Source organism: Streptomyces kaniharaensis (assembly GCF_009569385.1).
GTDB classification, from domain to species: Bacteria; Actinomycetota; Actinomycetes; order Streptomycetales; family Streptomycetaceae; genus Kitasatospora; species Kitasatospora kaniharaensis.
Genome location: NZ_WBOF01000006.1, coordinates 12011 through 37471, shown reverse-complemented (window position 1 = coordinate 37471; position 25461 = coordinate 12011). Strand labels below are relative to the sequence as shown.

Below are 25461 nucleotides of genomic sequence, written 5' to 3'. Positions count from 1 at the left end.
GGTGCTCGGTGCGGCTAGTACGGCAGGCCGTTGGCGAAGTCGGTGGCGAAGGTGGCTTCGAGGGTGGTGAGGACGCCCGCGTCGGTGGTGATCAGGCCGAGCTCGCGGTTGTTGTTCAGCGAGTTGTCGGAGAAGTTCTCCGAACCGGCGAACACCTTGGCCGAGGACGTGCCGTAGTCGGCCACGATCGTCTTGGCGTGGATGTAGAGGCTCGTGGTGGTCGAGTAGGTGACGATTCTGCCGCCGGCCGTCGTCACCTGGTCGAAGTAGCTGCCGTAGTAGTCGGGGTTCATGCCGACGACGCGCACGGTGACCCCGCGGTCGGCGGCGGCGACGACGGCGTCCACCAGGTTCGCGTCGCCGAACTCCAGCTGCTCCAGGTCGAGGGACTTCTGGGCGCCGTTGATCAGGGCGAGCAGGCGCCTTTCCGAGTCGGTCGGCGACCACACCAGGTTGTCGCCGTCGGACGGGGTGATCGCGGTCTTCGCGTAGTCGGCGTCGAAGACCCGCTCGATCGCGGCGACGTCGTTGGCGTCGGCGTCGAAGACGCCGAAGTCGCGACCGGTCGCGTAGTAAGTGGCGTCCAGGTTGCCCGTCATGATGAGCGACTTCACGCCGTCCACGGTGATGGTCTTCTGGTGGGTGTAGACGTACGCCGAGGAGGAGTACGTCACCCCGGCGCCCGCGTTCCTGAGCGCCGAGAAGGCGGCGCCGTTGACCGAGGTGTGCCGGCCGTCCAGGATCACCCGCACCTTGACGCCCGCGCGCTGACGGCCGATCAGGGCGTTCACCGCGGCGGTGTCGCGCAGCTCGTACATCGTCACGTCCACCGACTTGGCGGCGGAGTTGATGAAGTCGTACACCAGGCTGTGGCTCTGATCCGGGAAGACGACCGCCGAGTAGGTGCCGGCGACGCTGGCGGCCTGGGCCGTCCCGGATATCGGCACCAGGACGGCGGCGGTCAGCAGCAACGCGCCGGTGCGGCGCGCGATTCGGGCCAGGGGCATGCGGAACTCCACGATCACTGGGAGGGGTTGGGAGTGCGCACGAGCGCTGAACCAGGATGGAGCCCACTGGTTTACGCGGGTAGACCCCTAGAGGTAAAGCCTTGACCGCCGTTCGGGAAACGGGAAGAGCGGAAGATCCGGTTCACTTTGCCTGCCGCCGGTCTCCGCGTGATAGTGGATCTTCCATCGGCGCGGCCGGACGCCGCGTCAGCTGACCGGAGAACAGAGGAACATGGCGAAGACCAGTTTTCTGCGCCCGCTGGCCGTGGCGGCGGCCGGCGTCGTCCTGACGGCGACCGCCGTCGCGCCCGCGGTGGCCGGCCAGGGCACCCCGAGCGCGCCCGCGCCCGACACCGGCGCGGTACTCGCCGCCCTCCAGAACGCCGTGAACGCGGGCGCGCCCGGCGCCTTCGCGGTCATCCGCGACCACGGCGACGCCGAGTCCGACCAGGAGCTGACCGTCGGCAAGGCCGACCTGGACGGCACCCCGATGAAGGCCGGCTGGCGCTTCCGGGTCGGCAGCAACAGCAAGATGTTCGCGTCCGTCCTCGTCCTGCAGCTCGCCGAGCAGGGCCTCATCGACCTCGACCGGCCGCTGCGCGACTACCTCCCGGCCGGCACCCTCCCCGACGGCTGGACCATGACGGGCCGCCAGGTCATGGAGCACCGCGCCGGCATCTACGACCACACCAACGACCTGCTCGAACAGGCCGGCGAGGAGACCACCGCCGCCTTCGAGGCCCGCATCCGCACCGCGGTCTACGACCCGCGGGCGCTCGTCGCGATCTCCGTCAAGCACGGCATCCAGTACCCGCCCGGCACCAGGTACTCCTACTCCAACACCGACTTCGTGCTCATGGGGCTCGCCGTCGAGCACCTCACCGGCCGCCACTACGCCGACGTCCTGAAGGACCGCATCCTCGACCCGCTCGGCCTGCGCCGCACCTCGTTCGTCGTCCCCGACACGGACATCCGCGGCGCCCACGTCACCGGCTACCTCACCAACGACGACCGGACCAAGCCGCTGGTCAACTCCACCGAGCAGACCGCCTCCTGGCTCTGGGCCGCCGGCGGCGTCATCTCCTCCGCCGAGGACCTCGACACCTTCCTCACCGCCCTGCTCGCCGGCAGCGCCGGCGGGCTCGTCTCCGACGACTCGCTCAGGCAGATGACCGCCGCCCTGCCCACGCCCAGCGCGAAGATCTCCTACGGCCTCGGCCTGCGGCGCATCTCGCTCTCCTGCGGCGACGTGTACGGCCACGGCGGGATCGTCCAGGGCTACCAGACCCAGTCCTTCACCGCCCCGGACGGGCACCGCACCGTCGTCGTCTTCGCCAACGCCTCCAACAACGGCGCCGTCACCCAGGGGCTGATGGGCGCGCTCGAACCCGCCTTCTGCGGCAAGAAGCCGGCCGCCGCGCCCCGGACGACCCTGCGGCCGGCGGTGGAGGACACCACGATCCCGGCGGTGGAGGACAGCCGGATCTAGCCGCGCGCGGAGCGCGGCGCGGTCCGGCGGTCCGCGCACGTCAGCCCGCGGGTTCACACCCGCGGGCTGACGAGGCCGGCGCGCACGTGCGATCGGCATCGAGAAGGGCCCGGAGATCGATGGGGGTCTGGCCTGCGCGAGGCGCTGCGTCTAACCTCATCCGGTTGCTGTCGACGATCCCCACGCCCGCGCCCCGGAGGCGAGATGAAGGTTCACCACCTGGACTGCGCCACGATGTGCCCGCTCGGCGGCCGGCTCCTGATGGGCAGCGGCGGGCGGCTGGTCGGCCGCCTCTCGGCCCACTGCCTGCTGATCGAGAGCGGCGACGGGCTGATCCTGGTCGACACCGGCTTCGGCACCGACGACGTCGCCCGCCCCCACCACCGCCTCGGGCGGAGGTTCGTGCTGGCGGTCCGCCCGCAGCTGTCCCCTGCCGACACGGCCCTGCACCAGGTCCGCGCCCTCGGCCACGACCCGCGGGACGTCCGCGACATCGTGCTCACCCACCTCGACCCCGACCACGCCGGCGGCATCGGCGACTTCCCGCACGCCAGGGTCCACGTCCTCGCCGACGAACTCAGCGCCGCCCGCGCCCTCGCCACCCGCGGCGAACGCGACCGCTACCGAGCGGTCCAGTGGGCCCACGGCCCGGACTGGGTCGAGCACCAGCCGCAGGCCGCCACCGAGGACTGGTACGGCTTCCGGGCGATCCCGATCCTCCCGCACACCCCCGACGTCCTCCTCGTCCCCCTCGCCGGACACACCCGCGGCCACTGCGGCGTGGCCGTCCGCACCGCCGACCGCTGGCTGCTCCACGCCGGCGACGCCTACTTCTCCCGCACCGACATCGCGCCCGGATTCCCGCGCCGCCCGGCCGGTCTCACCGCCTTCCAGCGCCTCATGGCCGTCGACAACCCCGCCCGCCTCCACAACCTCAACCGCCTCCGCGCCCTCCACCGCACCCGCCCCAGCGACGTCCACCTCATCTGCGCCCACGACCCCGCCGACCTCCCCCGCCGGTAGCCCTCGCCGCACTCGTCCGCCCGGGCGACCCTCGGCCCGGGCGGACGAGTGCAGCGCGCGGGCCGGGCGGAAGGCTGCGATCTTCGAAGGCACCCGGGTACGGCAGAAGCCGGGTCCCCGTCGCCCAGAGACCGTGGAGGCCCGGAATGTGGCAGGCTCCCCCCGCCCCCGTCGCGACCGAGTGGCTGCCGGTGCTGGACATGCCGGGCAGCGGCCCGCAGAACCGCTGGACGGTCCTGCTGCGCGCCCTGCTGCTCATCCCGCAGTTCGTCGTGGTCTGGGTGCTGTCGGTGGTGGCGTTCGTCGTCGCCGTGATCGGCTGGTTCGCCGCCCTGGTGCTCGGCCGGCTGCCCGTGTTCGCCGCGGACTACCTCACCGCTTTCGTCCCGTACGACACCCGGGTCACCGCCTACCTGATGCTCACCGTGGACCGCTACCCGCCGTTCAGCTTCCGGGCTCCCGACTACCCCGTGCAGGTCTGGCTGCGGACCGGTGAGCTGAACCGGCTCGCCGTCCTCTTCCGGCTGATCCTCGCCATCCCCGCGGCGGTCGTCCAGGGCCTGCTGTCCGCCGGGTGGTGGCTGGTGGCGGTGATCAGCTGGCTGGTGGTTCTGATCCTCGGCCGGATGCCGCAGCCCCTGTACGAGGCGACGGCCGCGATCCTGCGCTACCGGATGCGGTACGTGGCCTACCTGCTGATGCTGACCTCCGCCTACCCCAAGCGCCTGTTCGGCGAGGAGCCCGGCTCGGAGCCCGGCGGGCCGGCGTCGGCCACCCGCCCGCTCGTCCTGAGCGGCGGCGGGCGCTTCCTCCTCGTCGTCTTCCTGGTGCTCGGCCTGGTGTCCTGGGCGACCAGCTCGATCACCGCGAACGTCACCTCGGACGACGACTCCTCGAACAACCCGACCGAGCGGGTCACCGCTCCGCTGGTCCCCGGCCCGGCCGGACGATAGCGGGACCTACAGCCCGCTCGGCCAGTTGTAGCTGCCGGGCACGGTGATCGTGGCGTTCTCCGCGGCCGTGCCGTAGACGAGGGCGATCTCGTCGTGGGCGTGCAGGAGGATCGCCGCCGGGTCGCCGCTCACCGGCTTGCCGTCGACGTACGCGGTCAGCGTGTGGGTGGCGTCCGTGCGCAGCCCGCCCAGGTGGTCGGCGGAGGCGGAGACCTGCCACTCGGTGAGGAACTGGCCCAGGCTGAAGTCCGCGTTCACCGGAGACTCGACGTGGACGACGCCGGTGGTGTCGTGGGTGTGCAGCGGGCTGATCTTCTGCGCGCTCTCGTCGACGCCGAGCAACGCCGGCACCGGGACGGGCTTGCCGTCCGCGTAGACGTCCAGGTGGGCGTGGATGTGCAGGGCCGTGCCCTCCGCGCCGAGCATCGGCAGCCCGGCGGCCTTCACCGCGGCCGCCACGTCGGCGGGTGCGTCCCACGGCGGCAGGGTGGTCCGGCCTTCGGCCGTGGTGCGCGGGTGCGCCGGGACCCCGGAGGGGGCGGACGAGTTCTGGTTCGTCGCGATCACGCCGGCGATCACGCCGATCACCGCGAGGGCGAGCAGGCCGATCGCCCCGCCCGCCACCAGGCGCCGACGCCGCTCGCGGCGGGCCTCCTCGGCCCTGAGCGCGGCGGCGCGGGCGCGTCGTTCGGCCGGCCCCGGCTTCTGCGCAGACATCGGTGCGGGCCTCCTCGGTCGAGGTAGCTGCTCCTCCAGCCTGGCAGAGTCCGCCCCGCTCGGCGCGCCGAGCTCAGTGGTGATCGTGGTGGCCGCGCTCCGGCGAGCCGCCCATCATGCGGAGCATCGCCATCCCGCCGGTCCGGAAGAAGCGGACCAGCAGAGCCGCCGCCAACAGCAGGAACGCGATGTTCAGCCACGTCGTGTAGTTCCACTCGACGCCCGCCGTCGGGATCTCCGCCTCGTGCTGGTCCGGGATCAACCCGAGCCAGCCGAAGGAGATTTCGACCACGTACCCGGCGACGACCATCGCCGCGTAGAAGGTCACGAACAGGAACACCGTCATCCGGCGGCCGTAGTACTTCCGGTAGATGTTCAGGATCGGCAGGATCAGCAGGTCCGCGAAGATGAAGGACACCACACCGCCGAAGCTGATCCCGCCCTTCCACAGCACCGCCGCGAGCGGCACGTTCCCGATCGAGCAGACGAAGGACGCGACCGCGACCAGCGGGCCGATCAGCGGCCCCCAGAGCTTGCTCGCGACCGGGTGGTCGGCGAAGAAGAACGCCTGCCAGAAGCTGTCCGGCACCCACGCGGCGATCGCCCCGGCGATCAGCAGGCCGATCACCAGGTCCTTGAGGATGGCCGCCCACTCCATCACGAACACGTGCGAGACGGACGTGACACCGGGGCGCGACAGCAGCCGCCGGGTGAAGGGCCCCTCCCCCGGGACGGACATGTCCATCGCCGCGTGACCCTCCATCGAGCCGGCCCGGCCGAACTCCGCCTGCTCCCGGGCCTCGTGAAGCAGCCGCTCCCGCAGGAACAGCCGGAAGAGCAGGGCGAGCATAAGGATCATGATCGGCCCGCCGACGAACTCCGCCGCCGTGAACTGCCAGCCAAGCAACAGGGCCAGGATCACGCCGAGTTCGACGACCAGGTTGGTCGAGGCGATCTCGAAGGCCATCGCCGCGGTGAAGTCCGCCCCCTTGCGGAACAGCGAGCGGGCCAGCGCGACCGCCGCGTACGAGCACGACGACGAGGCCGCGCCCAGCCCGGAGGCGACGGCCAGCGTGCGCGGCCGGGCGTCCCCCATCAGCCGGACGATCGTCGACTTGCGGACGACGGCCTGGACGACGGCGGACAGCAGGAAGCCGAGGATCAGCGCCCAGGTGATCTCCCAGGTCATCGCCCCGGTGATGGACAGGGCGTGCAGGATCGCGTGCATCGTGGTTCGTCCGCCTTCCCCCGGAGCCCTCTCCGTGACCGACATGGTCCGTCCCGGGTCCACCTGGACCCGCTGAACCGATCCGGACGACCGGGAACGACCTGGATGGTATACCCCCACACGGTATAGCGACAGGCGCCCCGCCGAAGGCTCCGGAACATGTGCGCACGCGTGCGCGCGGACGACCGTGGACGGCCTACGATGGCCGGATGAGCAGCGGCACCGAGTTGGCAGATGCACAGCACTCGCACCAGCGTGCCGAGGAGCGCCTCGACGTCGCCGCCGCCGTCCTGGCGCTGCTGGCCGACCGCACCCGGCTCGCCCTGCTGGAGCGGCTCGGCCAGGGCGAGGCCGACGTCACCACGCTGACCGAGGCGACCGGCGCCGCACGCCCGTCCGTCAGCCAGCACCTGGCCAAGCTCCGCCTGGCCGGCCTCGTCACCACCCGCCGGGACGGGCGGCGGGTCGTCTACTCGCTGCGCCACGGCCACCTCCGGCGGCTCGTCGACGAGGCGATGAACGTCGCGGACCACCAGATCCGCCACCTGCCGCCGCACGACTGACCCCGCCTCGAGCCCTCCCGGGGTCGGGGCACGGACAACATGTGCACACGTATGCACGCATTGACTATGATGAGCATGCCACCCCCACCGCGAACCGGGACGGACCCATGCTCTCCGTGCTGCGCAACCGCGCCTACCGCCACCTGTTCACCGCCCAGGTCGTCGCCCTGGTCGGCACCGGCCTGGCCACCGTGGCGCTGTCCCTGCTCGCCTACGACCTGGCCGGCGCGAACGCCTCGGCGGTACTGGGCACGGCGCTGGCCATCAAGATGGTGGCCTACGTCGCGATCGCACCGATCGCCGGCGCACTCTCCGGGCGGATACCGCGGCGGGCCCTCCTGGTGGCGATGGACCTCACCCGCGCCGCGGTGGCGCTCAGCCTGCCGTTCGTCACCCAGGTCTGGCAGGTGTACCTGCTGATCTTCCTGCTCCAGGCGGCCTCAGCGGCGTTCACCCCGACCTTCCAGGCCACCATCCCGGACGTCCTGCCCGCCGAGCGCGACTACACGCAGGCGCTGTCGATGTCCCGGCTCGCCTACGATCTGGAGTCCCTGTTCAGCCCGGCGCTCGCCGCCCTCCTGCTCACCCTGGTCTCCTACGACTGGCTGTTCGCGGGGACGACGGTGGGCTTCCTCGCCTCCGCCGCCCTGGTCGTCTCGGCCGTCCTGCCGAAACCGGCCCCGGTCGAGCGCACCGGCGGCGCCTACGCCAGGGCCGCCTTCAGCTCCCGTCTGTTCTGGGTGACACCGAGGCTGCGCGCCCTGCTCGCGCTCGACCTGGCGGTCGCCGCCGCGGGCGCCATCGTCTTCGTCAACACCGTCGTGGTGGTCCGCGACCACTTCCACCGCCCGGCCGGTGCCGTCTCCCTCGCCCTCGGCGCCTACGGGGCCGGCTCGATGCTCACCGCCCTGCTCCTCCCCCGCCTCCTGGCCCGCGTCGGCGACCGCCGGGTGATGCTCCCCGCCGCGTTCGCCCTGCCGGCCGTCCTCGCCGCCGCAACCGCCCTCACGGCCCTCGGACCGACCGGCTGGTCCTGGGCGGCGCTGCTTGCGACCTGGGCGCTGATCGGCGCGGCCTGCTCCGCCGTCCTCACCCCCGGCGGGCGCCTCATCCGCCGCTCGGCCGCCGACGCGGACCTGCCCGCCGCCTTCGCCGCCCAGTTCTCCCTCTCCCACAGCTGCTGGCTGCTCACCTACCCCCTCGCCGGCTGGCTCGCCGCCGGCGCCGGTCTGCCGGTCACCGCCGTCGTCCTCGGAACCGTCGCCCTGGCCGCGGCGGCCGGAGCCGCCGCCCTCTGGCCGTCCCGCGACCCGGACACCCTCGACCACCTCCACACCGACCTGCCCGCCGACCACCCCCACCTCGCCGGCGCCCACCCCGCCACCACCGGCGGCTGGCGCCACGGCCACCACTACGTCATCGACCGGTACCACCCCAGCTGGCCCCGGCCCGCCGTCCCCGGTCACTGACGGCCGTGACCGCGGTGCAGGTTCGTGACAGTGTCGTGTCGATCCGCGCGGGCGCCGTTCGACCTGAGGTAGAGAGGGTCGAGAGGCGACCCCCACGGCAAGGAGACCCATGATGGCGAAGTACATGCTGATCATGCGCGGCACGGACGAGTCCATGGCGAAGATGAGGGAGACCCCCTTCGAGGAGATGCTCGAAACCGTCGGCCGCTTCAACGAGGAACTGATCAAGGCGGGCGTGCTCGTCGCCGCCGAGGGCCTGGACGACCCGGGCCAGGGCGTCGTGGTCGACTTCGGCGGCGAGACGCCGGTGGTCACCGACGGCCCGTACGGGGAGACGAAGGAACTGTTCGGCGGCTTCTACCTGATCGACGTGGCCTCGAAGGAGGAGGCCGTCGAGTGGGCCAAGCGGCTCCCCGCCCTCCCGGGCTCGAAGTGCGAGGTCCGGCGGGTGCCGGGGATCGACGAGTTCCCGCAGGACAACGAGTGGATCGTCAAGGAGCGGGCGTGGCGCGAGCGGACCGGCCAGCTGTGACACTCCCGACCACCGACGGCCCGCCGAGCCCCGAGTCGGCTCGGCGGGCCGTCGAGGCCGTCTGGCGGATCGAGTCCGCCCGGATCGTCGGCGCGCTCACCCGCTACACGGGGGACTTCGAACTCGCCGAGGACGTCGCGCAGGAGGCGCTCGCGGAAGCCCTCGTCTCCTGGGCACGCGACGGCGCGCCGGCCAGCCCGGTCGGCTGGCTGCTCGCCACGGCGCGGCGGCGCGCCATCGACGCCTTCCGCCGCCGCTCTGCCCGCGACGAGCGGTACGCCCGGCTCGCCCGGCCGCTCGCCGAGGGCGAGGCGGCGGCGGGTGCGGCGGCCCCGCCGGAGCGCGCGGACGACCTGCCGTGGGACCCGGACCGGGTCGACGACGATGTCCTCGCGCTGATCTTCGTCGCCTGCCACCCGGTGCTCTCGCCCGAGGCCCGGGTGGCCCTGACGCTGCGGGTGGTCGGCGGCCTGTCCAGCGAGGAGATCGCCCGGGCGTTCCTGGTGCCCGTGCCCACCGTCCAGGCCCGGATCACGCGGGCGAAGAAGACCATCGGCGCGGCGGGCGTGCCGTTCGAGCTCCCGCCGGCCGAGGAGCGCCGCGAGCGGCTCGGCTCCGTCCTGAGCGTCCTGTACGTGATCTTCACCGAGGGCTCGACGGCCACCGGCGGGGAGAGCCTGCTGCGCGCCGACCTCGCCTACGAGGCCGTCCGGCTGGCGCGGACGCTGGCCGCCCTGCTGCCCCGGGAGCCGGAGGTGCACGGCCTGCTCGCGCTGTTCGAGCTGACGGCAGCGCGCTTTCCCGCCCGCACCGGGCCCGACGGCGAGCCGGTGCTCCTGGAGGACCAGGACCGGCGGCTGTGGGACCGTTCGGCGATCCGCCGCGGCCGGGCCGCCCTCGGCCGCGCCACGGCCGCCGGGCGCGGCCTCGGCCCGTACGGTCTCCAGGCCGCCGTCGCCGCCTGCCACGCGGCGGCCCCTTCGGTGCCGGAGACCGACTGGGAGCGCATCGTCGTCCTCTACGAGGCCCTCGGCCGGGTCGCCCCGTCCCCGGTCGTCGACCTCAACCGGGCCGTGGCCGTCGCGATGGCGAGCGGCCCGCGGCAGGCGCTGGCCATCGTCGACGACCTCACCGCGACCGGCCGCCTGTCGGGCTCGCACCTGCTCCCCACCGTCCGCGGTGAACTCCTCACCCGCCTCGGCCGCACCGCCGAGGCCCGCGCCGAACTCGAACTCGCCGCCCGGCTCTGCCGCAACACCCGCGAGCGCTCGGTCCTGCTGCGCAAGGCGGCCGCCCTGGGATGACCCCTTGCCCGGGTGCCGCCCGATGGATTGTCAGGTACCCATCACCACAAGTACCATGTCACACCTCGCCGACCCCGGAGCTCCTGGAGGACGCCCGTGCGCAGCAGCAGGACCGTCTCGACCCTTCTCGCCTCCGCCGTCGCCCTCACCCTGCTGGGCGCCGCCCCGGCCACGGGGACACCGGCCACGGACACCCGGCGGACCGTGGAGGTGTTCGCCGAGGACGGCGGCATCTCCCGGGCGCAGGTGCCCGGCGCCTCGCCGTACGTGGCCCCGAGCCTGGCACCGCTCGCCGGCGACGGCGACGTCACCTCGCTGATCCGCAACGGGGATCCGGACACCAAGCTCGACGTGGTGATGATCGGGGACGGCTACTCCGCGCAGGAACAGGAGAAGTTCCGGACCGACGCCGCCGACAAGTGGCGCGAGATCACCGCGGTGGAGCCGTACGCCAGCTACCGGAAGCTGTTCAACGTGTGGGCGGTGTCCGCCGTCTCCCCGCAGTCGGGCGTCTCCGGTGACCCGGACAAGGCGACCGTCCGGCACACCGCGCTGGGCTCGTACTTCTGGTGCGGCGGCGTGGAGCGCCTGCTGTGCGTGGACGAGAAGGCGGTCGAACGCTACGCGGCGAAGGCCCCGCAGGCGGACCTGGTGATCGTGGTGGCCAACAGCGCCAAGTACGGCGGCGCAGGATACAACGACGTCACCTCCTCGCTCGGCTACGAGGGCATCGCGACCGTGGCCGGCGGCAACGCGAAGTCCGGGCAGATCGCGGTGCACGAGACCGGGCACTCCCTGGGCAAGCTCGCCGACGAGTACGCCTACGCCGGCCAGGGCACCTACAAGGGCGACGAACCCGCGGAGGCCAACATCAGCACCCTCACCGCCGACCGGATGCGCGAGGAGGGCACCAAGTGGTCCCGCTGGCTCGGCCAGACCTCGCCGGACGGCGGCACGGTCGGCACCTTCGAGGGCGGTGGCTACTACCCGGCCGGCCTGTTCCGCCCGACCGAGAACTCGATCATGCGGTCACTGGGGCGCGAGTTCAACCTGCCCGGGCGTGAGGCCATGATCGCCGGCTTCTACCGCCACGCCACCCCGCTGACCAGCCCGACCCCCGCCGGCAGCTGGCTCACCCCGGACGACCGCGTGACCGTCGACCTGCCGGTACCCGGGACCCGGCTGCGCTGGTACCTGGACTGGCACGAACTGCCCGAGCTGCGAGGCCACACCGCCCTCGACGTCGCCGCCGTCCTCCCGGGCGGGGCCCATTCCCTTCCTCACTTCCTCACGGCCGTCGCCACCGACCCGACCCCGGCCGTCGCCGACCCGGCCCTGCGCGCCGACCTGACGGGGACGCTGTCGTGGGTGGTGGCGGGGTGACAGGCTGATGACGGGGTGACCCGGCGCGGGCGTGCACCCCGCTCAGGCTGACGCCGTCCGCTCGACCCCGCGATCGCCGACCACCTGGCGCGGCTCCGACACCGGCCACGCCAGGACGGCCAACCGCCGCACGGCCGCGCGGCGTTGGGCCACTCCCAGGGCCGTCACCACCGCGCCCAGTGCGACCCAGCCCACCGGGCCGGCCGCCATCACCACTCCGGTCAGCAGCAGCGGTCCCGCCGACTTCTGCACCGACTGCGCCATCCCGGCCACACCCGGATTGGACGCCCGGGCGCGCGGCGGTGCCAGGCTCACCGCCAACTCCCATGAGCTCACCGAGCGCAGCAGCTCCGCCAGGGTGACCAGCATCGCGGCCGCCAGCAGGAGGTGACGCGGGCCGGGTTCGGCGTCTCAACTCCTTGCATCCACCAGGGTGTTCGACCGCGGCTCGGCGTTCGACGCGTCGAGCCGTCAGTGCTGGTGCAGCCGTGTCGCACCGGCCCGCGGCCGGGAGGCTTCCGGGGCCCGCAGGTCCGCCCTCGTCCCCGTCGGCTCTCGGATACCGGTCACGGTGAGCCAGACCGGGAGGGCGACGAGGAACACGGCCTCCACGATCAGAGACAGCACGCCGTAGGGCGGTTCCCAGTCGGGTTCGTAGTAGCCGGGCAGGCCGACCGTGCGGGACAGCAGGAAGCCGGTGATCATGCCGAGGCTGACCAGCGCTCCCACCGCCCAGGCGCCGAGCGGCCGTCTGCGGACGACGAGCCCCGCGGCGACGAGCAGCAACGGGACACTGCCGACGACGAACAGGACGCCGATGTACGGCTTCTCCTCCAGGTGCGAGGGCACGAGGATCAGGTGGAGCACCGCACTGGCCAGCGCGCAGGCGGCCGCTGTGCCGCGCAGTGCGATGTCGAGCGTGCGTGACTTCATCGGCACTCCAACGGTCAGGTGGCCGACCCGCCGGGTGACACCGAGTGAGCAGCCCGGTCGCCCGTCAGGACGCCACGAATCAACTGCCACCCTCACATACGGTGTTGACACGCATACCGTTCATGATCGGTCAAGATTGACGACCGACGGTGGGGCCCACCTTCCACGCCGACGACGGACGGGCTCAGCCGAGGGCGCCGGTGCGGGCGTCCTGCCACAGGTCGATGCTGCCGGCGTCGGCGGTGAGCGCGTCGATCTCGGCCAGCTCCTCCTCCGTGAAGCCGAGGTTCTCCAGGGCGGCGACGTTCTGCTCCAGCTGTTCGGTGCGGGAGGCGCCGACCACCAGCGACGTGACCCGGTCGTCGCGCAGCGCCCAGGCCAGCGCCAGCTGGGCCAGGGTCTGCCCGCGACGGCGGGCGAGGTCGTCGAGAGCGCGCAGTCGCCGCAGCATCTCCTCGGAGAGCCAGCCCGGGTCGAACGACTTGCCCTGCGCCGCCCGCGAGTCGGCGGGCACGCCGCCGAGGTAGCGGCCGGTGAGCAGGCCCTGGGCGAGCGCGGTGAAGCCGATGACGCCGAAGCCCTCCTCCTCGGCGGCGTCGAGCAGGCCCTCGGTCTCGATCCAGCGGTTGAGCATGGAGTACGAGGGCTGGTGGATCAGCAGCGGGGTGCCCAGCTCGCGCAGGATGGCCGCCGCCCGGAGGGTGCGCTCGGTGTCGTACGAGGAGATGCCCACGTACAACGCCTTGCCCTGGCGGACCGCGGTGTCCAGCGCGCCCATGGTCTCCTCGAGCGGGGTGCCGGCGTCGAGCCGGTGGGAGTAGAAGATGTCGACGTAGTCCAGGCCCATCCGCCCGAGCGACTGGTCGAGCGAGGCCAGCACGTACTTGCGGGAGCCGCCGCCCTGCCCGTAGGGCCCGGGCCACATGTCCCAGCCCGCCTTGGTGGAGATCACCAGCTCGTCGCGGTACGGGCCGAGGTCCTGCCGCATGAGGCGGCCGAAGTTGATCTCCGCGGCGCCGTACGGCGGGCCGTAGTTGTTCGCCAGATCGTGGTGGGTGATGCCGAGGTCGAACGCCCGCAGGGCGATCTCCCGCTGGATCTCGTACGGCTTGTCGTCCCCGAAGTTGTGCCAGTAGCCCAGGGACAGGACGGGAAGGTCGAGGCCCGAGCGCCCCGTCCGGCGGTACCGCATGGTGCCGTCGTAGCGCTGGGGGTCCGCGCGGTGGTCCATGGCTCGCTCTCCGCGGGTGGCCGATCGGCACGCCCCGGACCGTCCGGGCCGTGCCCCGGCCCACGCCCGAGGGCCAGGAGTTCTCATGCTCCCCCATGCACGCGATGCCCGCAGCGCGGCATCGGGTCGGGGCAGCTGCGCTGCCCGGACCGCTCAGTGCGCGGTTCCGCCGCGGATCAGGCGGGCTGCCAGCAGGCCGGAGGCCGCGGTGAGGGCGGCAGCGGCGACGACGGTGGCGTTCAGGCCGAGGGCGTCGGCGAGGACACCGGCGACGAGTGCGCCGGCGTAGCCGAGGTCGCGCCAGAACCGGTAGGTGCCGAGTGCGTTGGCCCGCCAGGCGGGGTGGGCGTTGTCGGAGACCGAGGCGATCAGCGCCGGGTAGACCATCGCGGTGCCGAGGCCGAGGAGGACGGCGGAGGCGGTGCCGGCGGGCAGCGGCCGGTAGAGCAGGACCAGGGCGAGGACGAAGCCCGCCGACTGGACGAACATGCCGGTGACGATGAGCGGTTTGCGGCCGATGCGGTCGGCGAGGTGGCCGGTGGGGATCTGGCCGAACCCCCGCAGCGGATACAGCCCCTTGATCAGGCGGGCGGCGAGCCCGAGGCCGTGCTCGGTGAACAGCAGGGGGCGCAGGCCGTGGGTGGTGGCGAGGTAGCCGGTGAGCAGCGCGGTGGCGCCGAGGGAGGCGTAGCCGGCGGCCTCGTTGAGGCCGGTGGCGAGCCCGCGGCGGGCGGGGCCGACGAGGTCGATCTTCATGTTGACGGCCATCGACCAGGTCAGGCCCTGGTTGATGCCGAGCAGGACGTTCGCGGCGACGATCCATCCCGCCTTGGCGTGACCGGCAGCCGCCCCCCGGCTCTGCCCGAGGGCCGGGCGCGAGGGGGCGGCCCGTCGAGAGCCAGGGGATCAGGGGCACTGCTTCCAGGCGAGGTGGTAGACGGTGTTGATGCTGCCGTCCGTCGAGTCCATCGTCATGAAGCTGGTGGTGCTGGCCGGGTCCGAACTGCCGGCGCCGACCCGCAGTTCGGTGTTGATGTTGAAGTTGCGCTGCTCGCCGCAGGGCGCGAAGACCAGGGCGGCGATGTCGACGGTGTCGGTCGCCTGCCAGTTGTCGTCCCTGGGACCGGAGAAGCGGTGGGTCCGGTAGGTGGTCTCGGGCTGGCCCTGGAAGTAGTAGCTGGCCCGCTGGGCGGCGGTCGCACCCGCCTCCAGGTGCGCGAAGCCGCGGTAGTCGGCGGACGCGATCGCGTAGGTGAAGCCCTGGGGGACGTGCACGCGCAGGTTGAGCTGACAGTTCTTCCGGAAGTCGGTCGGCTTCGACCCGACCCCCACCTGGGCGAGGTAGCTACTGTAGGTCACGGTGAAGGCCGTGTTGTCCGGGGAGACGGCCACGGCGGCCGTCCCTGCCGGGCAGCCGGAGCCGTTGACCGTCGCGACGTCGATGACGATCCGGTCCGGCGGCGTCGGGAGCGAATCGGCACCGAAGGCCGGCGAGCTGAACAGTGATGCGGCGACACCGGTCGCGGCCAGCACGCGGAGCAGCATGGGCTTCCCCTTCGATCGTCCACGGGTCCGGGGCGGATACGGCCGTTCCGAAACCCAACCCCGGAATTGACACGGACATGCCACCACACTCGACATGCCCGTGTACAGGGGGTGACACCGACGCGTGACAACGCCGGGCGATCGACGGCCCGGCAACGCGCACTATTCCTCCACTCATGTGTTCACACCGTGAAGTTCACGCGTCCTGACCCCTTGTCAGGCCCATCGTTCCTCCCTACCTTCGTGGACCAGGGCCCAGGCCCGATCGGGCCGGGCGGTCCGCGGCGGCCGCAACCCGCGGCATCGCCGGATGCGCCACAAGACCTGGAGGCGTCACATGCAGCCATGACCGACGAGATCCGCGACGCGGGTCCGCTGGTGGTCGATGACGAGGCCATCGCGTTCGAGGACGACGACCGCAGCGACCACGACGCCACGGCATGCCTCGCCGGCCCGTGGGTGACCGCCACCACCCGCTTCGCCTGCGACAGAAACTCGTAGCGGTGACCGCGTCCATCGCCGGCCGCAGCGGATGGTCCGACGACACGTGGTCGTACCTGAACGATCCGCGGATGCCGGCGATGGACCACGATTGGAAGCTGCACGTCTCGGCCCGTCCCGGCGGCCTCGAGGCCGTGACCGACCTCGTCCTGCCGGTGCTGTTGCGCAACGTCTGCCATGCGAAGTGGGCCAGGAGTCCGGAGACCCTGCGTGCGATCAACTCCGGTGTGTCGAGTGCGGGCGCCGTCGGGAAGGCGATCACGGTCTATCCGGCGCCCGGCACCGTCGTCGGGCTCGCCGACGAACTCGTCACGGTGTTGCGCGGGTGGGAGGGTCCGCAGATCGTCAGCGATCGGCGGGTCGATCCGCATGCCGCCCGGTGACCCGGTCGACCGCGCGGTAGACGTTGCCCTGCGGCTTGCGCACGATGCCGCCGGTGACCCGGTAGCGCCCACCGCCGAATCCGCGGGAGGAGCCCGGCCGGGCGCCGTCCCCGGGCCGGTTCTCGAAGGGATCCTCGGCCCAGGGCGGGCACCGGTAGGAACCGCCGGCCAGGCCGTCGAAGACCCGGCCGTCCGGGCTCACCATGACCGACTCGGTCCGCCCGCTCCGGCCGGTCCGGTAGTCGCCCGTGAAGGGCCCGTAGCGGTAGTAGAGGGGGGCAGGTGGTCGTCAAGCAGGCGAGGGCCTTCGTCGCCGAGGACGAGTCCGGTGCGGACACCCGCGACCGGCTGCGCAACGAGCGAACGGTCCGGCCACCTACGCCCCACACGCGGCCTGACGCGACCGATCCTCAGGAGTCCGGCGCGGCGGTGGGCTGCACTTCCGTCCGGATCCCGGTCGCCGCGGTGACGGTCACGGCGACCGCGATGATGCCTTCCGCCCAGAAGAAGGCCAGACGCTTCGGCCCGGGCCCCCTGAAGATCAGGGAAGCGTCCAGAACTGGGTCGTGACGAGGTAGAAGACGACGGCCCAGATCGCGGTCACCCCGGCGACTATGCCGAGACCGATGCGGTTGGTCCTCGCCGCCGACGCGCCCGGTGAGGGCCGGAGCCACCGCTTGAGCAGCGGGTTCACGTAGTAGGGCATCGTCAGGAAGCTCATGATGAAGCTCGACAGCAGGTTGCCCACCAGCAGTCCGATCCACAGCGGCATCTTCAGCGGCGACAGGGCGAGTGTCAGCAGCACGACGGTCGGGTACAGGCCGACCCACACCGCGATGGCGGTTTTCGTTTCGGACGGCGGCGGCGCCTGCTTGCCGTTCTCCTCGAAGGCGAACCAGCTGCCGAACGAGTTGTCGATCGTCCGGAGTTTGAACTCGTTGAACTTCTCGCCCTCGGCGAGGATCTTCCGCCGTGTGCTCGATGTCAGCCAGGCGTCGAGGTGCTCGGCGCTGTCGAACCGGTACAGCGTGGTCCACTCGTCCTGGAGCCCCTCGATCGGACGGAAGAGCTCGGTACCGCGGAAGCCCTCGAACGTCCGCTCCTCCTGACTCATGCGCTGCTGCCAGTCGAGGAACTCGTCGACGTGGTCGGGGTGGACGCGGTGGGCGACCACGACGGTCACGAGCGGATCCGGTGCCTGCTCACCGCCTCTGACGACCTGCTGGGTTCCCGGACCGTCGAACAGCCTGCTGCCGGCGTCGAGCAGGTTCTGCCTGGTTGCGCTGTTGATCCATGCCTGCAGATGGGCTATCGAGTCGAACCGGTAGACGACGACCCAGTCGGGCTGCAGGGATGTCGGCGGGGAGACCTCCGCACCGAGGTGGCCGGCGAAGCCGGCGGCGGCGGCGTTGACGGCCTTCTGCCAGGTCTCGTACTCACGCTCCAGCCCCGGCCGGACCTTCAGACCGATGATGGCCGTCGCCGCAGCCTCCTCGCCCCGGGGCTTCACGGTGGTCATTTCGGTCCGGCCGTCGCCGACACCGGCCTGGCTTCGTTCAGCCGGCTGTAGATCCGTTCCGGGGTCAGCGGCAGCGCGCGGTAGCGGACGCCCGTGGCGTCGTGGAGCGCGTTCGCCAGGGCGGCGGACACCGGGTTGATGCAGCATTCCGCCATGCCCTTCGAGCGCATCGGCCCGACCGAGTCCGAGGACGCCACCAGGAGCACGTCGGTTCGGGGGATGTCGGCGTAGGTGGGGATGCGGTAGTTGCGGAGGTTCGGGTTGGCCATGGCACCGTTCGCGTCGATCTGGTGGTTCTCGGTCAGCGCGAAGCCGATGCCCTGGGCGACGCCACCGTCCACCTGCCCCCGGACCTGAACGGGGTTGATGACGTCGCCGGCGTCGGTGGCCTGCACGCTGTAGAGGATGCGGATCTCACCCGTCACCCGATGGACGGCGATCCGGAATCCCTGCGTGTTGGAGGTGACGCTTCGCGGCGAGCCGTAGGCCTTGCGGGCGGCGGTGAAGCGGATTCCGCGCGCGCGGGCCAGGGCGACGAGGTCCGCCAAGGAGACGCGCTGCTCGCCGCAGACGACGCCGTCGTCGTCCATCGAGCACATCACGACGTGGACGCTCGTGTGGGCGGCGGCGAACTCCAGGATCCGGTCCCGCACCGCGTTGGCCGCACGGAGCACGGCGTTGCCTGCCACGAAGAGTCCCGCGCTCGCGAAGGCTCCGGTGTCGAATCCCGTGCGGTCGGTGTCCGACTGCACCAGGCGGATCCGCTCCGGCGTCGTGCCCAACTGGTTGGCCGCGATCTGGACATGGGCGGTCGAGGTGCCCTCGCCGAACTCGACCGTCCCGACGGCCAGTTCGTACACCAGGTCGTCGCCGAGCGTGACCCAGGCCTCCGAGATGTGCTCGGTCGGGGGCGCGGTCTCGTGCAGGGAACTCGCCACGCCGGCTCCGACGAGCCACTCGGGCCCCGGTGACGGCTCGTGAGCCGTTCGGGCCATCGCGGCGTCCACTAGGTCGATGCACTTGGCGAGTCCGTCCTCGGTGAACAGCACGTCGTCGGGTCCGTCGTGCAGGGCGACGAGCGGATCGCCCGGTCGGACGATGTTGCGGCGCCGCAGTTCGAGCGGGTCGAGGTGCAGGGCACGGGCCAGTTCGTCCATCGCCGATTCCACGGCGAACGCCGGCTGCGTCATCCCGTATCCACGCAGCGCCCCGCTCGGAACGGTGTTCGTGTAGACGGCGAAGGCATCGTACTTCTTGTTGGGGCAGCGGTAGATCATCACGGCCGCACCACCCGCGTACAGCGTTTCACCGCCGTGGTTGCCGTAGGCGCCGGTGTTCGACACGTTGCGGACCTGGAACGCCGTGAGCGTCCCGTCCGCCTTCGCACCGAGCTTGACCGTCAGCGTCATCGGATGCCGGGGCGAGGCCGTGGTGAACTCCTCCTCGCGGGTGTACTCGAAGCAGACCGGCCGCCCGGTGTCCAGCGTGGCGAGCGCGACCAGATCCTCGGAGATCACTTCCTGTTTGCCGCCGAAGCCGCCGCCGACCCGCTTGCAGAACACGCGCAGCTGGTCAGGCCGCAGGGCGAACAGATAGGCGAGTTTGACCTTGGCTATCGACGGCGACTGCGAACTGGTCCGCACGTTCAGGCGGCCGTCCGCCATCCAGGCGATCGAACCGTGGGTCTCCAGGTGCGCGTGCTGCACGCGCGGGGAGGAGTACGTGCCCTCGTGGATCACGTCGGCGTCGGCGAATCCGGCGTCGACGTCACCGATGTGCGAATGGATCTCCAGCAGGATGTTGTGGACCGGATCCCGGACGAAGGGGTCGTCCGTGCCGTGCAGCTGCGGCGCGCCCTCGGCCATCGCCTCCTCGGGGTCGAACACGGCCGGCATGACGTCGTAGTCGACGACGACCCTCCGGCAGCCTTCCTCCGCCGCCCCGACGGTGTCGGCCAGGACGGCTGCGACGCGCTGGCCGACGAAGCGCACCGTGTTGTCGAGGATGAACGTGTCGTCCGGATCGACGAGATGGTCGGTGTGGATCGCCGTGGTGAAGCGCTTGCGCGGCACGTCCTCCCAGGTGTAGACCCGGCGCACGCCGGGAACCGCGAGTGCCGCGGTCTTGTCGATCGAGAGGATCCTGGCGTGCGCGTGCGGTGAGTGCAGCACCTTGAGGTGCAGCATGCCCTCGAGACGGGTGTCCATGGTGAACTCGGCGCGGCCTGTCACCACATCGTCGGCCGCCGGTGCGCCGACACTCGTCCCCACGGCCTTCCCCGGGGCTGCCGTCTCCACGCCGGTGACGCCCCGCACGGCGTCCTCGATCGCCCGGTAGCCGGTGCAGCGACAGAGGTTGCCCTTCAACGCCCGGGGAAGGTCGTCCTTCTGAGCCTCGGTGAGCGTGGCCGACGTCATGATCATCCCGGCCGTGCAGAAGCCGCACTGGAATCCCGGGGCGTCACGGAACTGCCGCTGCATCGGATGCAGGTCGCCCGACGATCCGAGACCCTCGATCGTCGTCACCTCGTGACCGTCCGCGCGGAACGCGGGGGTGATGCAACTGTGCACCGGATCGCCGTCCAGCCACACCGTGCACGCGCCGCAATCGCCTGCGTCGCACCCCTTCTTGACGCCGAAGTGGCCGAGCGAGCGGAGGAAGGTGCGCAGGCACTGGCCGGCTTCCGGCTCTTCGTCGAAGCTCCTGCCGTTCACGATGAAGGTCATGCCGGACCCCCAGCCATGAGTTCGTGACGAATTTCTTCGGTGAAGTGCTTGGTCAGGTGGCGCCGGTGATCGGGGGTCCCGTTCGGGTCGGCGAACCAGTGGTCGGCGGGGATGACATCGATGCTGTGCTGAAGGGTCCGTGCGTCGGGAATGCTGTCGAAGGCGATCCGTACCGGCCGCGTGGTACCGGCGGTGACGGTGAGCAGCAGGTCGTTCGTCCCGGGCGTCTGGGTGCCGATGAGGAACACCGTCGAACGGCCGAGGTGGGTCAGCGCGAAACGGCGGTGCACGGTGCGTTTCCGCAGCGCGCTCGCCGGAATCCTGATGCGGCGCAGGAGTTCGCCGGGTGCGAGGATGTTCCGGTTGTTGCCGGTCACGAAGTCGAGGGCGTCGACAACGCGGATCGACCCGTCGGGAGCCCACAGCTCGTACCCGGCCTGGAGGGCGACCGTCAGCGTGATCATCGGGCCGGCGGGCAACGACAGGCAGATGTTGCCGCCCACGGTCGCCGAGTTCCATACCTTGAACGAGGACAGGAACGCCTCGCAGCCCGTGGCGAAGAGGGGGCCCGCGGTCCAGTCACGCGGCGGCTCGAAGGCGTACAGGTCGCGGATGGTGCAGGTCGCACCGATCTCCAGGCCGGTGTCGCTCGGAACGAGCGGATCCCAGCCCAAGGACGTCAGGTCGATCAGGCGGCGCAGGCTCGGCTGTTCGGCGGAGAACAGGAACGTGCCGCCCGCCAGCCAGGCATCGCCTTCACGCCAATCCAGCCCGGGCCGATCGGGCGGGCGCCGGACGACTTCCGTGATGGTGTTGAGGTCCATGGGAATCTCCCTCATGACGACCACCGCGCGACGGACCGCCCCCCGAATCACCGTGTGGGCCACTGCGGTCGAACTGCCCTGGAGGAGCCTTGGCGGGCGCTGGGATTCATCTCAAGCGTATAGCCGGACGAGCCAGGCCCGCCAAGTCAGGACCTTGGCGTGACGCCGAGCCGTCGGGGTCGGTGCGGTGGCGCTGGTCGTGCATCCGGCGCAACCGTGGCTGCATGGCTCTGCCCGATTTCCTGACTAAGGATCTGATGTCCTGAGCTCGAGGCGGATTCGGACAGCGGATGCGGCAGCGAGCCCCTCGCGGCGCCGGCTGCTGACCGCCGCCGCGGTGGCGCCGGTGCTGGTCGGTGTGGGACCGGCGGCGGCCCAGGCCGAGCCGGGCCACGACGGCGGGCACGACCATCCGAACGGACTGCCCGGTCGGCCACGGCAGCTTCGGTGGCCGCCCGGGTTGCGGCCACTGGGCAGGTGGGGCAGGCGCCCGGTCTCCTCCACCGTGGTGATTCGCTCAGATTGCCGACACCGCCCACCCCGGCCGCGCCCGTACCCGCCCCACAAAAGACCCGATAAAATGACTACTGGTGTGCCGGGAAGTCTGGTCGGCTCGGGGGACGACTGCAGCGATCGGGCGGCGGCGACCCCGATGGTTGCGATGGGTCGTTTCTGCAGATGCACGCCGTGGGGATCGTTCTCGTTCTGGTGGTTCTGGCCACGAGTGTGGCCACCTTCGCCCGGCGATGGCGGATACCCGCTCCCTCGCTGCTGGTGCTGGCCGGCATCGGGGCCGCGCTGATACCCGGGGTACCCGCGCTGCACGTCCCGCCGCAGGCCATCGCCCTGGTGGTCCTGCCGCCCCTGCTCTACTCCTCCGCCGAGGAACTGTCCCTGCGCGACCTGCGCGCAGTGTGGCGCCCGGTGACGATCCTCTCCTTCGGGCTGGTCTTCGCCTCCGCCGCCGCCGTGGGCTTCGCGGCCGTCGCCGTCGCCGGCCTGCCGCCCGCGATGGCCTTCGTCCTGGGCGCCGTCCTGTCCAGCACCGACCCGGTGGCCGTCACCGCGCTCGGCCGTCGCCTGGCGCTTCCGAGCCGGGTCCAGGTCCTCGTCCAGGCCGAGAGCCTCTTCAACGACGCCACCTCGCTCGTCCTCTTCAAGGTCGCCATCGGCATAGCGGTCGCGGTGGGCGGCACCGTCGACCTGCCCGCCGCCGGCGGCGAACTCCTGCTGCTCGGCGGCGGCGGCAGCGTGATCGGCGCAGCCGTCGCCGGGCTGGTCTGGCTGATCCGCCGCCGCACCACCGACCCGGTCCTTGAGACCGTGATCGCGCTGGTCACCCCGTACGCGGCCTACGTGCTGGCGGAGTCCGCCCACACCTCCGGCGTCACCTCCGTCGTCGTCGCGGGCGTCCTGCTCGGCCGCTCCGGCCACCGCCTCACCGACGCCCACATCCGCCTCCAACTGCACGCCGTGTACGCCGTGGTCGTGTTCCTGCTGGAGAGCGTCGTCTTCAGCATCGTCGGCCTCGAACTGCCCACCCTGGTCCGGGAGCTGCCGGCCGGCACCGGCTGGTGGCCGCTTCAGGCGCTCGCACTCGCGGCCCTGCTGATCGCCGTCCGGGTGCTCTGGACCCTGCCACTGACCCGCGCGGTCAAGCCCACTCGCGGCCGGCTCTCCTGGCGGGTCGCCGGGGTGGTCACCTGGGCAGGCACCCGGGGCGTCATGCCGCTGGCCGCCGCCCTGTCCATCCCGCTGCTCGCCGACGACCGCACCCCGCTCACCGCCCGCCCGCTCGTCCTGGTACTCACCACATCGGTCGTCGTGTTCACCCTGGTCGTCCAGGGCCTGACCCTCGCCGCCGTGGTCAACCGGTCCGGACTCGCCCTCGAACCCGAGCACACCGCCCGCGAGGAGGACGAGGCCCGCGACGCCCTCAACCACGCGGCCCTCGATCACGTCGAACACCTCGCCAACCTGGAAGTCATGCCCGAGACCGCCATCGACCGGGTCCGGCGCAGCCTCACCGCCCGCCTCGACCGCACCCCCGAAACCCCCGACGGCACCACCGCCGACGCCGCCCACCGCCAGCTGCGGCGCGAGGTCATCGCCGTACAGAACACCGAACTGCGCCGCCTCTACGAGGAACACCGCATCAGCGACACCACCCTGCGCCTCCTCCAGCGCGACCTCGACCTGGAGGAAGCCGGCCTCGGCAAGGCGTGAAGCCCTACGGGCCTCCGGGCTCCTGGATCGATCCGGAGCCGGGCCTGGAGCTTCCATACGGCTCCCTGATGCCGCGTGCCTTGCGCGCGCCGGAAACCCAGCGGTCAGGGTGGAGGAGTTCGAGCAACCACCGTTGCACAGAAGGGAATTCGAAGGCTTCCCGCAAGTACACCGACTACGGCGGCGCCCACGGGCTGAGCACCGACGGCCTACGGACGGGGGGCTCCATCTCCGGACAGCCCGCGATCGCCGCGGAAGCCGGCCGACTCACCGTGCGACTGGTCTTCCTCCAGGGGCCGTCGGAACACGGCTACGAGTTCTCGCTGCCACTGCCGGACGGGACCTGAGGCCCGGGCCGCAGCTTGCCGCCTCGCCGGTCAGGCGAAGTCGCGCAGGCGGGGCCGTACGCCCAGTCCGGTCAGGGCGAGGGCTGCGGCCAGGCCTGCCGCGCCGAGGCCGACGGTGGTGGTGTCGAGGTCGTCGTCCGTGATGGCGACCGCGTCCTCGAAGGCTCGCCGGTTGATCGCCTGGGTGTCGTCGAGGGCGGCGCTGAGCGCGCCGAAGTCGGCGTTGGACTGGCCCGGGGTGAGGCCGGTGTTGAAGGTGACGGCCTCCTTGAGCCGGCCCTGGGCGTTCAGCTCGCGGATCTTCCGGTCGTCCCGCTGGTACTGCTGGAAGGCGGTGAGCACCCGCTCCGCCGCGTCCTGCTCACCGGCGAAGGTGATGTTGCGCAGCTCGTCGCCCAGGTAACCGCCGAAGCCCACCTGGCGGTGGTCGGCCCGGTGCCGGTCGGCCAGCGCGGCCAGCTTGTCGTTGTACGTGGCGAGGGTCGCGCCGTCGACCCGCGTGAAGGACTGGGTCTTGTCGAGGAAGCTCTGCTCATACGCGGCCGCCCGGGCGGGGTCGGTCAGGTAGCGGCTCTCGTCCGCGTTGAGGTCGTAGGCCACCGCGCGCGCCCGGCTGAGGGCGATCACCGAGTCGAAGGAGTTGCTCTTGGCGACCACCAGCTGGTGGTCCGCCCGGGAGGTCAGCGTCAGCGCGGTGACCAGCCCGGCGAGGGCGAGCAGCGTGGTGACGGCCAGCGGCACGTTCACCAGCCGCCGGAAGCGCACCGCGAGCAGCCGCTGGAGCAGCCCGAGGGCGGCCAGGGCGAGCAGGCCGGCGACCAGGATTTCCCACCAGCCCCCGGCCAGGGCGTCGCGCTGGTCGGCGTAGTTGCGCTCCACGACGGCCGCGTTGGCCTTGGTCACCTCGTCGACGGCCGGCAGCAGGCGCTGGCGCAGCAGGTCGGTGGCCTGCTGATAGGCCCCGAGGGCGTCCGCCGACGGCCGGCCGGCCGAGGCGTGCGCCTGGTCCTCCAGCAGCTGGGTGCGGGCCACCAGGGCCTCGTAGCGGCCGAGTTCACCGATGACGGTCTGCACGGCCCGCTGCCCGGCCGCGTCACCGGCCACTGCCTCCGCGACGCGCTGCAGGTCGTTGTCGGCCTGGGCGCGCCGCTGTTCGTAGGTGTCCAGGGTTTCCTTGCGCAGTGCCGTGTAGTCCGGGTCGGCGCCGAACAGCAGCAGGTTGGCGGCCTGGGCGTCCATGTCGTTGAGCGCGAAGTAGAGGTCGGCCGAGCGCACCACCTGCGGGGCGGCCTGGTGGCCGATCACGTCCGTGCCGTCCCGGGCGCCGCCCAGGACGGTGGCGGTCGCGGTGCCGGCGGCGATCAGGGCCACCAGGCACAGGCCGGTGAGCCCGCGCACCAGGCGCGGGGTGGTCCACCACGCCCGGCTGTACCAGGAGCGGCCGAGCCAGTGACGGGGGGCGCGCGGCGCGAGGAGTGGCACGGCTGTCTCCTGTCGCGCCGTGTCCGACGCGACCGCGTTCCCCATGACAGCCGTACTGCCCGACAGACCCGTTGGC

23 protein-coding genes and 1 pseudogene are annotated in these 25461 nt (G+C 71.8%); 11 read left to right on the top strand and 13 right to left on the bottom strand.

Annotated features, from left to right (window positions below; all coding sequences use genetic code 11):
• Positions 1 to 14 precede the first annotated feature (14 nt).
• Entirely contained in the window at positions 15 to 1007 is a 993-nt protein-coding gene (locus F7Q99_RS37260; protein ID WP_153471063.1) for a phospholipase D-like domain-containing protein, read from the bottom strand.
• A 232-nt stretch (positions 1008 to 1239) separates the two neighbouring features.
• Here F7Q99_RS37260 and F7Q99_RS37255 point away from each other — a divergent pair, with 232 nt between their 5' ends.
• From F7Q99_RS37255 to F7Q99_RS37245, 3 genes are all read left to right on the top strand, one after another.
• Entirely contained in the window at positions 1240 to 2496 is a 1257-nt protein-coding gene (locus F7Q99_RS37255) for a serine hydrolase domain-containing protein (protein ID WP_153471060.1), read from the top strand.
• Positions 2497 to 2700: 204 nt separating this feature from the next.
• A complete protein-coding gene (locus tag F7Q99_RS37250) occupies positions 2701 to 3519 on the top strand; it encodes an MBL fold metallo-hydrolase (protein WP_153471057.1) in 819 nt (272 codons plus the stop codon).
• 146 nt (positions 3520 to 3665) lie between these two features.
• Positions 3666 to 4472 (top strand): DUF4389 domain-containing protein, encoded by an 807-nt coding sequence (locus tag F7Q99_RS37245; RefSeq protein ID WP_153471054.1) that lies wholly within the window; start codon positions 3666 to 3668, stop codon positions 4470 to 4472.
• Between the two features lie 6 nt (positions 4473 to 4478).
• On the opposite strand, the gene F7Q99_RS37240 is transcribed toward F7Q99_RS37245, so the two are convergent.
• Both F7Q99_RS37240 and F7Q99_RS37235 read right to left on the bottom strand, forming a co-directional pair.
• Positions 4479 to 5189, bottom strand: a complete 711-nt coding sequence (locus F7Q99_RS37240) for a hypothetical protein (RefSeq protein ID WP_153471051.1) — start codon at positions 5187 to 5189, stop codon at positions 4479 to 4481.
• 73 nt (positions 5190 to 5262) lie between these two features.
• Positions 5263 to 6417 (bottom strand): permease, encoded by a 1155-nt coding sequence (locus F7Q99_RS37235; RefSeq protein ID WP_153471048.1) that lies wholly within the window; start codon positions 6415 to 6417, stop codon positions 5263 to 5265.
• A 209-nt stretch (positions 6418 to 6626) separates the two neighbouring features.
• Here F7Q99_RS37235 and F7Q99_RS37230 point away from each other — a divergent pair, with 209 nt between their 5' ends.
• From F7Q99_RS37230 to F7Q99_RS37210, 5 genes are all read left to right on the top strand, one after another.
• The gene (locus F7Q99_RS37230; RefSeq protein ID WP_153471045.1) at positions 6627 to 6980 is read left to right on the top strand and encodes an ArsR/SmtB family transcription factor; all 354 of its coding nucleotides are present in this window, start codon (positions 6627 to 6629) and stop codon (positions 6978 to 6980) included.
• A gap of 107 nt (positions 6981 to 7087) precedes the next feature.
• On the top strand, positions 7088 to 8449 hold the full coding sequence (locus F7Q99_RS37225) for an MFS transporter (protein WP_153471042.1): 1362 nt from the start codon (positions 7088 to 7090) through the stop codon (positions 8447 to 8449).
• Positions 8450 to 8558: 109 nt separating this feature from the next.
• The gene (locus tag F7Q99_RS37220) at positions 8559 to 8981 is read left to right on the top strand and encodes a YciI family protein (RefSeq protein ID WP_230211302.1); all 423 of its coding nucleotides are present in this window, start codon (positions 8559 to 8561) and stop codon (positions 8979 to 8981) included.
• Entirely contained in the window at positions 8954 to 10285 is a 1332-nt protein-coding gene (locus tag F7Q99_RS37215; RefSeq protein ID WP_326847531.1) for a sigma-70 family RNA polymerase sigma factor, read from the top strand. Before F7Q99_RS37220 ends, F7Q99_RS37215 begins: the two co-directional genes overlap by 28 nt.
• Before the next feature lie 96 nt (positions 10286 to 10381).
• The gene (locus F7Q99_RS37210) at positions 10382 to 11668 is read left to right on the top strand and encodes a M64 family metallopeptidase (RefSeq protein ID WP_326847530.1); all 1287 of its coding nucleotides are present in this window, start codon (positions 10382 to 10384) and stop codon (positions 11666 to 11668) included.
• Between the two features lie 42 nt (positions 11669 to 11710).
• On the opposite strand, the gene F7Q99_RS37205 is transcribed toward F7Q99_RS37210, so the two are convergent.
• The 5 genes from F7Q99_RS37205 to F7Q99_RS37185 all read right to left on the bottom strand — a co-directional run bounded on the left by F7Q99_RS37205 (position 11711) and on the right by F7Q99_RS37185 (position 15377).
• Positions 11711 to 12037 carry a hypothetical protein gene (locus F7Q99_RS37205; protein ID WP_230211301.1) on the bottom strand — a complete coding sequence of 109 codons (327 nt, stop codon included), beginning with the start codon at positions 12035 to 12037 and terminating at the stop codon, positions 11711 to 11713.
• 102 nt (positions 12038 to 12139) lie between these two features.
• Positions 12140 to 12601, bottom strand: a complete 462-nt coding sequence (locus F7Q99_RS37200) for a hypothetical protein (protein ID WP_153471036.1) — start codon at positions 12599 to 12601, stop codon at positions 12140 to 12142.
• 184 nt (positions 12602 to 12785) lie between these two features.
• Positions 12786 to 13832 carry an L-glyceraldehyde 3-phosphate reductase gene (gene mgrA / locus F7Q99_RS37195; protein WP_153471033.1) on the bottom strand — a complete coding sequence of 349 codons (1047 nt, stop codon included), beginning with the start codon at positions 13830 to 13832 and terminating at the stop codon, positions 12786 to 12788.
• 153 nt (positions 13833 to 13985) lie between these two features.
• A complete protein-coding gene (locus F7Q99_RS37190; protein WP_230211300.1) occupies positions 13986 to 14588 on the bottom strand; it encodes an MFS transporter in 603 nt (200 codons plus the stop codon).
• 150 nt (positions 14589 to 14738) lie between these two features.
• Positions 14739 to 15377 (bottom strand): DUF4360 domain-containing protein, encoded by a 639-nt coding sequence (locus F7Q99_RS37185; RefSeq protein ID WP_153471030.1) that lies wholly within the window; start codon positions 15375 to 15377, stop codon positions 14739 to 14741.
• Between the two features lie 345 nt (positions 15378 to 15722).
• Here F7Q99_RS37185 and F7Q99_RS40665 point away from each other — a divergent pair, with 345 nt between their 5' ends.
• Together F7Q99_RS40665 and F7Q99_RS37180 are read left to right on the top strand one after the other, a co-directional pair.
• The gene (locus F7Q99_RS40665) at positions 15723 to 15878 is read left to right on the top strand and encodes an SflA family class IV lanthipeptide (RefSeq protein WP_195911411.1); all 156 of its coding nucleotides are present in this window, start codon (positions 15723 to 15725) and stop codon (positions 15876 to 15878) included.
• Between the two features lie 2 nt (positions 15879 to 15880).
• Positions 15881 to 16261 carry a class III lanthionine synthetase LanKC N-terminal domain-containing protein gene (locus tag F7Q99_RS37180; RefSeq protein WP_153471027.1) on the top strand — a complete coding sequence of 127 codons (381 nt, stop codon included), beginning with the start codon at positions 15881 to 15883 and terminating at the stop codon, positions 16259 to 16261.
• Here the strand turns inward: F7Q99_RS37180 and F7Q99_RS37175 are convergent.
• The 4 genes and pseudogenes from F7Q99_RS37175 to F7Q99_RS37160 form a co-directional block, all read right to left on the bottom strand.
• Positions 16224 to 16481 (bottom strand): annotated as a pseudogene (locus F7Q99_RS37175) (hypothetical protein); the annotation flags it as partial. The gene F7Q99_RS37180 and the pseudogene F7Q99_RS37175 sit on opposite strands and share 38 nt — an antisense overlap.
• Positions 16482 to 16802: 321 nt before the next feature.
• Entirely contained in the window at positions 16803 to 17780 is a 978-nt protein-coding gene (locus tag F7Q99_RS37170) for an antibiotic biosynthesis monooxygenase (protein ID WP_153471025.1), read from the bottom strand.
• Positions 17777 to 20506 (bottom strand): molybdopterin-dependent oxidoreductase, encoded by a 2730-nt coding sequence (locus F7Q99_RS37165; RefSeq protein ID WP_153471022.1) that lies wholly within the window; start codon positions 20504 to 20506, stop codon positions 17777 to 17779. The genes F7Q99_RS37170 and F7Q99_RS37165 overlap by 4 nt, the downstream gene beginning before the upstream one ends.
• A complete protein-coding gene (locus F7Q99_RS37160) occupies positions 20503 to 21330 on the bottom strand; it encodes an FAD binding domain-containing protein (RefSeq protein ID WP_153471432.1) in 828 nt (275 codons plus the stop codon). The genes F7Q99_RS37165 and F7Q99_RS37160 overlap by 4 nt, the downstream gene beginning before the upstream one ends.
• Before the next feature lie 678 nt (positions 21331 to 22008).
• On the opposite strand from F7Q99_RS37160, the gene F7Q99_RS37155 reads away from it, so the two are divergent.
• Complete coding sequence (locus F7Q99_RS37155; RefSeq protein ID WP_153471019.1) at positions 22009 to 23556, top strand: Na+/H+ antiporter; 1548 nt, start codon at positions 22009 to 22011, stop codon at positions 23554 to 23556.
• 377 nt (positions 23557 to 23933) lie between these two features.
• Here F7Q99_RS37155 and F7Q99_RS37150 read toward each other — a convergent pair whose 3' ends face one another.
• Entirely contained in the window at positions 23934 to 25385 is a 1452-nt protein-coding gene (locus F7Q99_RS37150; protein WP_153471016.1) for a hypothetical protein, read from the bottom strand.
• Positions 25386 to 25461 lie beyond the last annotated feature (76 nt).